The organism is Caproicibacterium lactatifermentans, from assembly GCF_013315815.1.
GTDB lineage: Bacteria > Bacillota > Clostridia > Oscillospirales > Acutalibacteraceae > Caproicibacterium > Caproicibacterium lactatifermentans.
The window spans coordinates 715,481-729,466 of the sequence record NZ_CP046051.1; the positions used below are offsets into that span (position 1 = coordinate 715,481).

General features: G+C 45.3%; 10 protein-coding genes and 1 tRNA gene. 4 read left to right on the plus strand and 7 right to left on the minus strand.

Annotation, left to right across the window (positions count from 1 at the left end; genetic code table 11):
* Positions 1 to 184: 184 nt before the first annotated feature.
* From GJQ69_RS03470 to GJQ69_RS03490, 5 genes are all read right to left on the minus strand, one after another.
* Entirely contained in the window at positions 185 to 2,533 is a 2,349-nt protein-coding gene (locus GJQ69_RS03470) for a hypothetical protein (RefSeq protein ID WP_174192923.1), read from the minus strand.
* Positions 2,534 to 2,978: 445 nt separating this feature from the next.
* Positions 2,979 to 4,526: an alpha-amylase family glycosyl hydrolase gene (locus GJQ69_RS03475; RefSeq protein WP_086036038.1), complete on the minus strand. Its 1,548-nt coding sequence runs from the start codon at positions 4,524 to 4,526 to the stop codon at positions 2,979 to 2,981.
* Positions 4,527 to 4,574: 48 nt separating this feature from the next.
* Entirely contained in the window at positions 4,575 to 5,468 is an 894-nt protein-coding gene (locus GJQ69_RS03480) for a carbohydrate ABC transporter permease (RefSeq protein ID WP_174192925.1), read from the minus strand.
* 18 nt (positions 5,469 to 5,486) lie between these two features.
* Positions 5,487 to 6,371 carry an ABC transporter permease gene (locus GJQ69_RS03485; protein ID WP_236849747.1) on the minus strand — a complete coding sequence of 295 codons (885 nt, stop codon included), beginning with the start codon at positions 6,369 to 6,371 and terminating at the stop codon, positions 5,487 to 5,489.
* 108 nt (positions 6,372 to 6,479) lie between these two features.
* Positions 6,480 to 8,189 carry an extracellular solute-binding protein gene (locus GJQ69_RS03490; protein WP_174192933.1) on the minus strand — a complete coding sequence of 570 codons (1,710 nt, stop codon included), beginning with the start codon at positions 8,187 to 8,189 and terminating at the stop codon, positions 6,480 to 6,482.
* Between the two features lie 205 nt (positions 8,190 to 8,394).
* On the opposite strand from GJQ69_RS03490, the gene GJQ69_RS03495 reads away from it, so the two are divergent.
* Genes GJQ69_RS03495 through GJQ69_RS09940 form a run of 3 tightly spaced genes read left to right on the plus strand, consistent with a single transcriptional unit; the run spans position 8,395 to position 12,040 of the window.
* Positions 8,395 to 9,915 carry a response regulator gene (locus GJQ69_RS03495; RefSeq protein ID WP_174192935.1) on the plus strand — a complete coding sequence of 507 codons (1,521 nt, stop codon included), beginning with the start codon at positions 8,395 to 8,397 and terminating at the stop codon, positions 9,913 to 9,915.
* A gap of 18 nt (positions 9,916 to 9,933) precedes the next feature.
* Positions 9,934 to 11,682 carry a cache domain-containing sensor histidine kinase gene (locus GJQ69_RS03500; protein WP_174192937.1) on the plus strand — a complete coding sequence of 583 codons (1,749 nt, stop codon included), beginning with the start codon at positions 9,934 to 9,936 and terminating at the stop codon, positions 11,680 to 11,682.
* Between the two features lie 13 nt (positions 11,683 to 11,695).
* Positions 11,696 to 12,040: a hypothetical protein gene (locus tag GJQ69_RS09940; RefSeq protein WP_433407008.1), complete on the plus strand. Its 345-nt coding sequence runs from the start codon at positions 11,696 to 11,698 to the stop codon at positions 12,038 to 12,040.
* A gap of 91 nt (positions 12,041 to 12,131) precedes the next feature.
* Here the strand turns inward: GJQ69_RS09940 and GJQ69_RS03510 are convergent.
* Both GJQ69_RS03510 and GJQ69_RS03515 read right to left on the minus strand, forming a co-directional pair.
* Positions 12,132 to 12,208 (minus strand) — tRNA-Arg (locus GJQ69_RS03510).
* Between the two features lie 83 nt (positions 12,209 to 12,291).
* A complete protein-coding gene (locus tag GJQ69_RS03515; RefSeq protein ID WP_086036032.1) occupies positions 12,292 to 12,708 on the minus strand; it encodes a helix-turn-helix domain-containing protein in 417 nt (138 codons plus the stop codon).
* A gap of 189 nt (positions 12,709 to 12,897) precedes the next feature.
* On the opposite strand from GJQ69_RS03515, the gene GJQ69_RS03520 reads away from it, so the two are divergent.
* Positions 12,898 to 13,920 (plus strand): ABC transporter substrate-binding protein, encoded by a 1,023-nt coding sequence (locus GJQ69_RS03520; RefSeq protein ID WP_174192939.1) that lies wholly within the window; start codon positions 12,898 to 12,900, stop codon positions 13,918 to 13,920.
* Positions 13,921 to 13,986: the final 66 nt, after the last annotated feature.

Sequence of the window (13,986 nt, forward strand, 5' to 3'; positions counted from 1 at the left end):
GATTATGCAGTTGCTGCTATGGTGGGCGGCGTGTTTTACCGGCGCGATGGTACTTAGCAAAGTACACATGCACCTGTTTTTGATATCTCTGAAGAATACGGCGAAAGATTGGCACAGACAAAAAAGGGAGCGTAAATCCAGAACTTGGATTTACGCTCCCTTTGGATTATTCAAAATAGATAATTTACTGAACGGTTGTAGAGTATAGGCAGAATTTTGTTCCCACTATGTTTGCGTACAGCCCGGTACGGCCCTGCCTTGCGGCTGTAAAGCCGTAATAATAAATATCTGTTTTGCCGTCTTTACTGACGGTGGGTGCGCCGCCATTTTTTGCCCGTGTCAAGGCAACAGCGCCGTTTCCGGCAGCATAGCCGCCGACCTCGGTGCCGTGTGGAACCGTCAGCTTGGCAAAATAGGTTTGGCCGGATTCTTTCACAACGTCCGAACCGGTGTCACAGGTAAACGGACGATTGAAATCCAGCTTGACCGTGAACAACAGACTGGCGGTCCCGTTTTCTCTGACATAAATGCCGGTTTTATCGCCCGCGTGGTTTTGGCTGTAGGGAATGTACAAACTTTGCTCGGCGGTCTGCGTGTCTGCGGACCACCTTACAAAGGGTGCATTTACGCTGGCGGTTTTGCCGTTTCCCTGCACAATCTGCTGCAGAGGAAATGTACTGAAGGTGCGGAAATTTATAATCTGTCCGGGCCAAACGCTCACGGTTCCCGTGAGGTCCGAGGAAGGGACGGCGGAAACCTTTGCCTCGGAAATGAAAAACTGCCCAAGGGAGGAGGTGCAGAAAGTAAGCTTTCCGTTTTGGATGCGGACATTCTGTATTTGCTGTGCGGTGCCGTCTTCTGCAATGCGCCAGCAGAGTGTCCGCAGCGGCGAAATGCCGGACGGAATCGGAAGGGAGAGGACAGCCGTGTCACCATTTAGGCTTTCCTGTGCGCCGTCTTTTATCATCGAAACGTCGTAACAGACAGCACTGGAGGAAACCGCCTGTGCAGACAGAGAGGAGGGAAAAGTATCCACGGCGGAAGACACATTGGTCTGCAGGACGGAGTGGGCCGCTAAGGACTTCCAAACCATGCTTACACCGGTCTTTTTGTCCGACATGGTGACGGTACCCTGCAGCTGATAGATTCGGCTGCTGCTTTGGCCGTCCTCCTCGTCCGCCCATGTAATTTTCCCGTCATAAAGAATGGGCTGTGAACCGCCGTGGTACATATTGGATGCGCTGCCCGGCCTGCCGATGGAAGACGCCGGTGCAAGCTGCTTTCCACTGGAGTTTATGAGCATATATTTTGTGGTATAAGACGGACTGCCGCCGGAATTTTGTACTTCTGTATACAGAATGAGAAACAGATCGTCGTTGATTTTGACAAGCCGCGGGTCGTCAATGTCTAAACCGGATGCTTTGGGGTTGTTGTTCGTGAGCCATTGGAATGTGGACTGCGTGCCGTCCTTGGAAACTTTAATCAGGTACAGGTTCTGATTTGTTACGCCACTTTTGGACCAGCCGATCACGCCGCAGACAGCCTGATTATGCGGAACTGAGGTGCCGACAATCAGGTCATTATTCCTGCCAAGTTCAAAACCGTTTACCTGTGTATCGGTGCGGCTGATGCTGGTATCGCCCAGAAAAGTAAAAGGTTTTGTAGAGGAGTAGTAGATGGGCTGGCTGGTGGTATTGTTCCAGCGCAGTGCTTCTGTACAGATCGCGCGGGGGGAAGCGTCACCATGGCTGACGAATTTCAGCATGCCATTTGTCTTGTCGTACTGAACAAACTGATTAAAAGAATGGCTGTTGTATGGCTGCTCGGACTGACAGGCTTTCATAGTATTGGTGTCCAGATAGAAAGTAAGGTCACTTTGCTGATGTTCCCCTTCTACAGTGAACATCTCTCCGCTCATATATACTACCAGTGTATGGCTGCCCGCTTTGGTCATTCGGCAGTTTCCTTCGTTGAAGGGCGTGCGGATACCTTGGAAAATATTAGCGAATGAAGCCGGAATTTTCGCGGACGAGAGCAGCTTCCAACTGCTGTTGTATTTATCCACTTCCACCGCTGTGATGGCCTGTGATTCGGAGGAGTTGCTTTGTCCGGTTACAACATACAAGTCACCAGTATCCTCATCATGGTAGAAACCGCCAAAAAGGGGAAGGGGCAAACTGACGAATTCCCGGCTGATTTGCTGACAGGCGGAATTGCAGGTGCGAATATCCAGCTGGGGATTTCCAGTTGCCGGGTCATGTGTATTGATGACAATGCGCAGCTGTCCTGCAGGGTCCGCATAGTAATACACCTGGTCCGAATTTGCGTAATACCCGTAATAAGAGGAGCCGTCCAATCCGGCCGTCCGGACAAGCGGCGTAGAAGAAAGAGAGAGATTAGAGGAAACACTCTGCTCGGTTTGGGAAGTGTCTGTATCTGCGGCACTTGCGGGTACAGCGATACATAAAGACGTTATGACTGTCAGTGCAAGCACGACTGAAAAAATTCGCTGCACGGTTTGTTTTTTCGCCATTGCGTATTTCTCCTTTCGGCGGAACTCTGCCTGTAAAAATGCGGAAACATAGGGAGCCGGTGATGCCGCTGTATATGCCGATACACGGAACCGGACCGGCTGACTGGCAGGACCACATAGGACCGTTTGCAGAAAGTATGAGTTCCCGCAGAATTTCTATTCGCCCTCATTATACTGCTTTTTTGACAAAAAAGAAACATGGATTTCATTGGAGCAGCATGGGAAAGGAGACTATCATGCTGTGCAGAGCGGGGTTGTTTGGGGGACATCCATGGGAGGTGTTCCCCGTTTTTATGTCTTTATGAAACGAGCCTTAGAGAGGGGAACAGGCGGAGGGAGCGCGTGTTTCGGTTGTGCCTACAGCATAAAAGCCGGAAGATGACCATTCTCATGGAAATCTTCCGGCTTTTTTATGCTATGTAGATTTTTGTTTGCAACAGTTCTGTCAAATTGAATTCATATGAAATATTGAAAAAGACTGACCTTTCATAGAAAGGTTACCGTTTTCTAATGTGCTGTGACCAAGCTGGAATATCGATTCACCAAGCAGCTTCATCGGTATTGATACCGACCGCCACGACGGATTGACCGCTATTAAAAACTGACCGCGGCGGAACACAAATGGATATTTTCCTTTTTCTGCATAAACGACTTCAAAATTCGGCTGTGCCTGCAAATCTGGATTTTCGTGGCGTAGTTTTAGAACTTTTCGAACCGTATTCAGCAGAGAATTGGTATCCTTGTTCTGGCTTTCCACTGTCGGTGCACAATCTCTTTCATCCACCGGCAAATACAGTTTTTCTTTTTCTGCGGTGGAAAACCCAAGATTCTTTCCATTTGTCCACTGCATGGGCGTACGCGTCCCGGTACGATGATACCCGCCTTCAACACTGTTAAGCCGAAAATACTGTATGCCGATTTCATCACCGTAGTAAATGAAAGGAACCCCCGGCATGGTCAATAGAAAAGCATAGGCAATTTTACATTCCAATTCATCAAAGCCAAGTGTCATGCGGGGGGTATCATGGTTGCAGGTCATCATACTGACGTAACCTGCTGATTCCGCCACATGATATCGCGGCAGATAATCATCCAGAAACTCCATAATATCGCCATTGCCCTGCTTGCTGAAAAAGTTCTGTTGGCTGCCGTCGCTGCCTGTCTTGCGGAATAGTGCATGGTATCCATTTTCCTGATGGTCCAAATAAAAGTCCATATCAAACTGGGCTTTTCCAATCGCCTTAGCAGGGTCTGACCATTCTGATACCATGGCAGCTTCCGGATACTCCCGGTTAAGCATCCCACGGATGTTTCTCCATACTTCGCAGGTTGCCTCTTTATTATCATCGTTTTTTACCAACGAATCCGCCATATCCACTCGGAAACCGTCGCAGCCCGCATCCAGCCAAAAGCGCATTACATCTTTCAGGGCTTCCCGTGTTGCAACGCAGTCAGGCTGGGTGTAATGCATTTGCCATGGTGCGGTTATTTTATTGAACCCATAGTTGAGCGCCGGCTGGGACGAAAAGAAATTCAGCAAATAGCAGCCGTCCTTTTCGCTGACCCCGCACATACTGTTGAATCCGGCGGGGCGGTTCCACACGGAGTCAGTCCAAATATACCGGTTTGTATATTCATTTTGGCATGCTTTCTGGCTTTCCCGAAACCACTGGTGTTTATCAGAGGTGTGACCGGGCACCAAATCAAGCAGGATATGCATTCCACGTTTGTGTGCTTCGTTAAAGCAGTGCTTTAAGTCATCGTTTGTGCCGTAACGCGGGGCAACCTTTTTATAATCACTTATATCATAGCCCGCGTCCATAAAGGGGGATTCAAAGCAGGGGTTAATCCAGATTGCATTGCATCCCAAAGATTTGATATAATCGAGCTTTTCTGTTATGCCGTTTATATCTCCAATACCATCACCATTTGTGTCATAAAAACTTTGCGGATAAATTTCATAAAATACTGCGTCATTCAGCCATTTGGGCATTGAGATTCCTCCATTTGTTCTTTCAATCACTTAATTACTTCTATAAATTTATTCCTTTACAGCTCCAACTACAATGCCGGTAACAAAATATTTTTGCAGGAAAGGATAAATTACAATGAGCGGAATTGTGGACACTACAATTTTTGCAGCATTCAAATTTTTATTGGTCAGTTCAGCAATATTTGTAAGGGTACTTGAACTGGCTCCGGCTTTTAACAAGTCGGCAATATTGACATTCAAAGACTGAATATATGTCATTAGCGGGAAATTGTTTACTTTGGTGATATAAATCAAACCACTGAAAAAGTCATTCCAGCTTCCAACAATGCTGAACAGCGCAATCGTTGCAAGCACTGGCACTGAACAGGGGAGATAGACTTTCCACAAGACCTGCATAGGATTTGCGCCGTCCATCACCGCGGCTTCCTCCAGCGATTTCGGTACACCGGCAAAGAAGTTCATGACCAGTATTACATTGAAAATCGGAACCGCGCCTGGTAAAACCAGAGCCCAAATCGTATTCAGAAGTCCTAAATCTTTTACAAGGAGATAAGTGGGGATCATGCCGCCGTTAAACAGCATTGCAAAAATCAGAAGTTTCATATATGTACCACGTGCATGGAATTCACGCTTTGATTTAGAAAGTGGATAAGCCATCAGCACAATCAGCACCATATTTAACGCAAGCTGCAGGACAACGCGAACGGCTGAGATGAGAAAAGAACGCCAAAACTGGGAATCAGCCAGCATTTTTTGGTAGGGGGCAAGCGTAAAGTCCACCGGAATGAATCCAACCTGATTTCCTGTAACAGCCGCACTGCCGCTAAAGGAAATTGCCACGATATTAAGCAAAGGCAGCAAGCAGGTAAGTCCCATTAAAATAATAATTACATAAATGATTATTTTTCCTGCTTTTGCCCATCCATTGTTGCATTGTTTCATATACCATTTTCCTCCCTTCTAGAAAATACGGGCATCTGTAAACTTCTTGGAAAGTCCATTGACGAAAAGCATCAAGAACATGCCTACGAAAGACTTGAAAAGGCCGACTGCTGTTGAAAAACTGTATTGATGGTTCAGCAGGCCCATCCTATAAACGTAAGTATCGATAATGTCGCCCGTTTCATAGACCATTGGGCTGTACAAGTTATATACTTGGTCAAAACCCGCATTGAGCACATTGGCAATATTCATTACCGAAATCAGCAGAATAATGCTCAGCATACCGGGCAATGTGACGTGCCACGTCTTTTGCCACCAGTTGGCTCCATCAATCGCAGCTGCCTCATAAAGCCCTGGGTCAATCGAGGTGATAGCTGCCAGAAAAACAATAGAGGAATAGCCGAATTCTTTCCAAACATCGGTCATAATCAGCAGTGGCTGAAACAGCGTATTGCTGCCTAAAAAGTTCATTGAACCGATACCGATTTTATTAAGAATCTGATTTACGGATCCGTCAAGGTTGAACATATTGACCACAACTGTCGCAAGAATAACCCATGAAAGGAAATGTGGGAGGTAAACAACGGTTTGTATGGTTTTCTTCATCCAATTTACGCGAATCTCATTGAGCAGTATAGCAAATATAATGGCAAGCAGTGTGGTAAGAAGCATTTTGCCGATAGCGATACACAGCGTATTTCGAATGATTACCCAAATATCCGGCAGTGAAAACATATACTGAAAGTGTTTTAATCCCACAAACGGCGATCCGAAAATTCCCTTGGCTGCAGTGAAATTTTCAAACGCCATGATGATGCCTACCATAGGAATATAACTGAAAACAATCAGGAATATCATACCTGGCAGCATCATGAAGTGAAACATCGCATTCTGCGAGCGCATTCTGCCGGAAACAGCATTCTGCACTTTGGTTTTATGAAGCAATTCCATCGATATCCTCCTTAATAAAATGGGACCGTGTTTTTTAATGACACAGCCCCACCACTTTTCTTATTTCCCAGAAGCTTGGGATTCTACTTCGCTCGTTATTTGACTGCCGCCCTGTGCCTTCCAGTCGCTAACAAACTTATCAAAGGAGTTTGGCTGAGCTGCTCCTGTTATAATCTTTATAACATTTTCGCTCTCCAGTTTATCCAGATTTGTCCACATGGATTCCATGGAATCGGTTGTTCCTGTAAAGCCCGGCACCTGCCAGTTAAACAGGTTTTTCTCAGTAAGTTTATAGTACAGTCCTAAACCGAACATTCGAGAGGTATAATGTGACCAGTCTTCCACCGGCGCGGACTTCTTGTTTTTGTTATACTCGTTAATCTCGGTGACAATCATACGGTCTTCCGCCATATCAATATCGTTGACTTTGGAGGGATCTTTTACAGCTGCCGAAATCTGTTCGTAACTGCGAAGATTCAATTTTGCGTCCAATATTTCCATATTGACTGGTTTTGTGGAATTGTCCATCTGCATGGCTTTGGATATATTCGGCATGGCTTTGGCTGCATCTTTTCCATTCAGAGTATCATAGAACAAGTTCAAGATTTTCATAACAGCCTCAGGATGCTGATACCCTTTGCGTACCACTAAATACTTGTCCGACGGTGAAACGTGCATAAAATTAACTTTACCGTTTTTGTCGGCGATTGCATAGCATCTGAATTCTGCGTTCGGGTCTTTCTCTTTTACCAGGTTGAAGCACCAGTCGGGCATATGCCATGGTCCAAAAGCGATACCAGACTGATTGTTTACCAAAAGGCCCTGGCAGTCATTCCATGTGCGCGTGCCGGTTTGTGGATCAAGGATTCCTTCCTTAAACCAACTTGCCATGGTAGTAAGGAACTCCTTTGTCTCATTGGTAAGGGAGCCATACACAATTTTCCCATCCTTATCTTTCTGCCAATGTTTCGGGAAAGCATTAAAGGAATTGGCTATGCCGGTTAGAGTGAAGGAACCGCCGTCATTGGAGCCATCAGTCGGGAATTGCTGTACGGGAATGCCAACTGGTTTCCCAGTTTTACCGGGATCCTTCGCAATGAACTGCTTTGCTACATTTTTCAGTTCATCCGGTGTGAGGCACCCATCCCCGTCTGGATCCAACTTAATACCAAGTTTGTCGGCCCAATCTTGACGAATCCAAGCCGCATTGGAACCCGCATCGCCGCCTACGTCCGGCATTGCCATGATTTTTCCGTCAAAAGTGCATTTTTTAAAGGCACCGCCATCGTAAACATCTTTGAACGAATTATAAATTTCTTTTATTTTATCAGAGGCATATTGGTTATAGACATCTGACAAGTCCATAATCTGGTCATTGTCTACCATTTCTTTTAGGTCATTGTGATTAACCAGCATCATGTCCGGCAAGGAACTGCTTGCTACCGCCAGTGAAACCTGACGGTCATAATCCGCACCGTTTGCCTCAAATGCATCTTTAATTACAATATTCAACTTTTCTTTTAAAATCCGTGTGTATTCGTTATTTTCATAAGTATCGCCCTTTGGCAACCGTGCATTGGTAGCCGTTTGCCGTCCCGTGTTGACTACGATTGGTTGATCATACTTAGCCATTGGGTTTGTTACCTTAGATGCGGTAGCTGGCTTAGATGAGGCGCTTGGAGTGGAACCGCCGCAGGCGGATAACCCAACCGCAAGTGATGCTGCCAAAGCAAAAGCTACAGAGCGTTTGACAATATGTTTTCTTTTCATTACTGAACCTCCCATTTGTTTTTGCGTTCCCTAATATTCACAATCTCAGTGAATTTTAAACGCAAATTTAGTATAATCTATCTATACAGTTGCTGTAAATAGCAAAGAATCCAGATATCTGTACAAATATCCTGAATTTTATTGAAAGCATCAAATAAAACAATTATACTTAATTTGACCTTGAATTCTAAGTGGAGGTGCCCTTATGTACCGGATTCTGATTGCGGATGACGAAAAGGATGAGCGGGAAGCAGTAAAATTTCTTTTGAAGAAATATAAATTCGAACTGGACATTGTGGAGTCCGAAAATGGCCATGACGCCCTACAAAAAGCAAAAAAACAAGGAACTGACATCTTGCTTACGGACGTACGAATGCCTTTTTTGTTGGGAACAGAACTTGCATCTCAAACGCGGGAATTGTATCCGAATGTACAAATTATATTTTTCAGTGGCTATAATGACTTTCCCTATGTTAAAAAAGCACTTACTTTGGGGGCTGTCGATTACATACTGAAACCCATTAACCCTGAGGAACTGAGAAAAGTGTTGGAAAAAGCAATTCAAAAACTGAATGCACGAAAGCAAATCATTATGCAGAAGCAATTTGCCGCTGCTTATCTGCAGAATCATGTTTTGTCCCGGCTGCTGTACGGGGCCAAGGCAGAAATGCTTTGCAGTGAATATAGAGATATTGACCTCGCTTTTTTAGAAAAATTCAAACAGCTGCTTCTGCTTCAATTTGATAATCCTATTTTTGGAAGTATCCCTCAGGACCATTTCGAAAAATCCATTGCAGGCGTGCTGAGAGGATGGCCGCATCACTTCCTCAATCTGAACACTTATCAAAGTGTTTTATTCCTGCAAGATACAGAAACAGATTCATCAGTTGCTGCAATGGCACAAATTCTTCAAAAACAAATTTCTGCGGATGCGGGTGAGCCTTGTTACATTTCCATCAGCAGCCCACTAACAGGAGCAGATTCCATTGCAGCGGCATATGCACAGGCAGAAAAAGCACTGGATGACCGATTCTTTTTTAGAAACTGCTATGTATATCCGATTCCTGATAAAATTTCAACCAGCTTGGAATCTTATGAGGATGATGATGCCTTGCTTCGTTCCGCCGCGGATGCCATTCGGTTCAAGGACAGCTACAGTTTGCAGAAAAGCGTTAATATGCTTTTGACAAAGTATCAGCACAAACGCAACCAGTCGCACATCAATGTGAGCTATATCCTGTCTCAGCTGGCTACTATTTTATACAGTGCACTGCCTGCTGACAAAGAAGACCTGCAGGTAGTGATTGAGCGCCTGTATTTCTGTCAGTACTTTGAGGAAAGCAAAGCTCTTATATTGGACGTCACGAAAAGAGTTGTTGCAACTCTTGCCGCTGATACCGAATCCACAGGGCATACGATTCGTATGCTTAAGCAATTTATTCAAAATCATTATGGCGAGGAATTAAGCCTTTCCCGGCTTGCAAAACAGTTTTACCTATCCCCGCATTATTTAAGTGATTTGTTTATTAGTGAAACCGGCTGTGGAATTAATAAGTACATAAAAACCATGCGCATGGAAAAAGCGAAAGAACAATTATTAAATACAAATGAAAAAATCCAGGATATCTGCAAAAGCGTCGGCTACACAAACTTTTCGTACTTCTGCAGAAGTTTTCGGGAAACTTTCGGGCAAACGCCGGAATCCTACCGGCAGTCAGCACACTAGGCCAAAAGGAGAATACCTATGCGGCAGTTAAAGCAAGTTCTATTAAAATGGTATCGTAATATAAATTTTCGTCAAAAAATTTATATGGTATGTATTTTAGCCGGACTGATTCCGGTTCTTGTACTTGGTGTCTTCTGCTACCTACAAATTGATAATCTACTGGTGAACCGTGAAAAACAGGCAGAGCAGGACACCCTCAAACAGGCCGCTATTGTTTTTCAAAACAAACTCGACACATACCGAAACACAGTTTCAAATGTTGCATGGAACAACAGTATCAGACAAGCAGTAACGCGCAATTACACCAATAATTACGAAATGTATCTTGCCTATAGAGATGAAGTTGACCCGCCTTTAGCAGCCATATCTATGCTGAATGGCGACATCAGTTCTGAAACACTGTATATTTCCCGCAATTTATATCCGCATGGAAACACAGTCAAAACCCTGGAAGACGCCAAAAAAGAACCTTGGTATCAGACAGCGGTGCATGCCAGAAAACCATCTTTTTATATCTCAAGGGAAAAAGAAGACATGGCTGTGTGCTGTCCGATTTTTTCCTCATCCTTAAAATCAGAGAATTATATTGCTTTTGACCTTAACTATAAGGGGATTTTCTCACAGTTCAACACGTTATTTGACAATAATTTCGGTGTTTTACTGTTGGACAAGCACGGCACGATTCTGTATTCTTATCAAAACTTCAGAAATCAGATACCGGAGAAACAAATTCAAGCCTTTGCAAAAGACAAAAAGCTGCCGAAAAACTACAGCATGGGAAATGTTCTGACAGAGGAAGGCTGGACTTTATTCTTATATCGCCCTATGAGTACCATATGGAAAAACATAGCACCCATTTTGCTGATGGTTGTGTTAGTAGTTCTTGGCTGCGCGTTCCTACTGAACCTGCTCACACGAAATTTATCCTATGTAATTGTACGTCCATTGGAAACACTGACACGCAATATGAAGCTGATTGGGAGCAAGGGACTTTTTGTGGATTTACCGCCGGACGAACCCTGCAATGATGAAATAGGCGTACTGGCCAAGCAGTTCCGCATAATGGTCCGAAAGCTGCAGCGGCTGGTCGATGAAATTTATAAAACCAACATTGAAAAGCAAAAATATGAAATTAAGGCCCTGCAGGCTCAAATAAATCCGCACTTCTTTTATAACAGCCTCTCACTAATCAACAGCAAAGCACTTGTTTCAGGGCAGGAAGATATCAGCGAAATGGCACAGCTGCTTTCCACTTATTATCGTACTACACTAAATCGGGGGAATTCTGAAATATCTGTAGAGGACGAATGGAAAAACACAGTTTCTTACATTAAAATACAAATAATGATGCATAGCCGGTCATTCCAGTTTGTTGAAACTTTGGATCCTTCTGTTTTAAATTATAAAATGCCAAATCTCATTTTGCAGCCTTTAGCGGAAAATGCCATTATTCATGGGATAGACCAGCGGACGATGCCCGGCCCCGGGTTGCTGGAAATTTCTTGTAAAGTAATAAATGACCAGATAGAATTTATAGTTAAGGATAATGGATGCGGAATTGCACCGGATAAGCTCAAAAATATTTTGACTGCTAAGAGCAATGGATATGGCATAAAAAACATACAGCGCCGTATTCAGCTCTATTTTGGAAAAAGTTTCGGCCTGACATTTGCAAGCACTGAAAATAAAGGAACAACCGTAACACTGCGAATCCCTGCACAAGAAACATTAACGAATATTTCTGGCTTTGAACAAATTTCACCTTGAGAAGAATGCTGGATTGTTAAATGAAGTTTCGCATTCAAAACGGAAGTACATGATGAATGTACGGGCGCATACCGGAATTATAGTTGGAAATAAAGCTTTTCACGACTTGGCACTTTGGGAGGTAGTGCCTGGGGTGGAAGCTTTTTTCTATTCTCAAAAAAGAAAATTGTCCACTGGCATGTCTATCCTACGAGAGAAGCTGCCCGCCAAGCCATATTTGAATATATTGAGGTCTTTTACAACCGCCGTCGAGTTCAAAAACGTTTGGGCTATCTTTCCCCAGTTCAATTTTTCTGTTGACGCCCCTTGTTTCCAGGGAACGGTCTTTGCGGCTGCCTGCTGGGGGCATTTTATTTGAAAAGTAGTCAAACTGTAGTCAAACCGCATTATGGGCAAAAAAGCCCGCATGGTCAAACCATAAAAATGGCTTAACCATGCGGGTTTCGTTTTGGTGCGCCTGCCCGGATTCGAACCGGGGGCCTTTGGAGTCGGAGTCCAACGCTCTATCCAGCTGAGCTACAAGCGCATAAAAAAGTTTTCAACAGAGGAATGAAACCTCTGCCAGAACAGCTTTTTTATTATAGCACAAGTTTTAAGCAGTGACAAGTCTTAAATTAAGTCGATTGTGTCACAGTGCAGTACAGCGGCAATTTTTCCAAGAGCCGCTGTGCTCGGCTCCACTTCGTGGTGCTCCATTCTGTAAATATCGTATTGGGTCAGCCCCACCTGGTCCGCCAGCTGCAGGCGTGTCAGGCCGGCGGCTTTGCGCCGCTGCTCCATTTTTCGCTCCTGCTCCAGCAGGAAAGCAAGCTTGTTTGCGTTGTCCACCAGAAGCGGTGCACCGTTATGCATCTGCAGGTAGCAGGTGCTGCCGTTGGGTGCGGAAAACTGGCCTTCCTGCAGCGTGTAGCCCTTCGGCAGGGTGTAGTCACGGCCGCCATCGTCAGCGCCGCTTGGTTCGGGAGTCAGAGAGCACACCGGTTCGTTCTGTCCCTGTGTATCGTAAATATAAATTCTGGCAGTCATAAGCAAGGCACTCCTTATTTTTACGGTATTTTCGGTAATTCTGTTTCTATTATATCGGTATTCCGGCAAAAAAGCAAAGTACCTATGCTTGACATTCTGTGGAATGTTGTGTAATATGTAAATGACTTTATGCCATTGAAACGTTAAAGCGCCTGAAAACGCGGCCAGCAGAAAACTGGAGGTATCATGATGAAAAAGAGAAGAAAAGTTCTTGCGGCCATTTTGGCGGCCGCAGTGCTGACAGGCATGACAGCCTGCGGTGGAAGCAGCTCCGCATCCGGCAGCACGGCAGCATCTGGCAGCACCGCAAAACAGTATACCATTGGTGTGGCACAGTACATGACCCATCCGGCGATGGACGCTTCCCTGAAAGGCTTTAAAGAGGGCATGGAGGCTGCTGGTTTTAAAGAGGGCAGCAACGTTATATATGATGTACAGAACGCACAGGGGGACCAGCCCAACTGCGTTACCGTGGCAAATACCCTGTCCAGCAAGAAACCGGACCTTATCCTCGCCATCGCAACACCGATTGCACAGGCTGTCGCTAAGGCTGTTACAGATACACCGGTTGTTGTCACTGCTGTTACGAACCCAGCAGAGGCCAAATTGGTGGACAGCAACGAAAAGCCCGGCGGCAATATCACCGGTACCAGCGATAAAACGCCGGTTAATGAGCAGATTAAACTGATGAAGCAGGTTGTTCCGAAGGTGCAGACCGTCGGCATTATGTACTGCTCCAGTGAAACCAACTCCAAGCTGCAGGCGGATTGGGCAGAAGCCGCCTGTAAGGCAAATGGTCTGCAGTATAAGGAATTCACTGTTTCTGCGGCGAATGAAATCCAGCAGGTGGCACAGTCCATGGCTGGCAAGGTGCAGGCGGTGTATATTCCGACTGATAATATGCTGGCTTCCGGTATGAAAGTGGTCACCGGCGTAACAACACAGGCTAAGCTGCCGGTCTTCGTTGGAGAAAGCGGCATGGTTTCCAACGGCGGCCTGATGACGATTGGCATTAACTATGAAGCGCTGGGCAAGCAGACCGGTGCCATGGCGGCCAAAATCCTGAAAGGCGAAAGCAAGCCGGCGGATATGCCGATTGAATACCTGAAAAACTATGATATTTCTTATAATTCCGCTGTTGCAAAACAGCTGAATATTACTCTGCCGGACAGCGTGATGAAAACCGGCAAGGACGTAAGCAGCGCTGCATAACTTAGAAAGTCACATAGGGGTGCCCCGCGGCTGCGGCTGCGGGGTATTTCCATTGCCATACAGGAA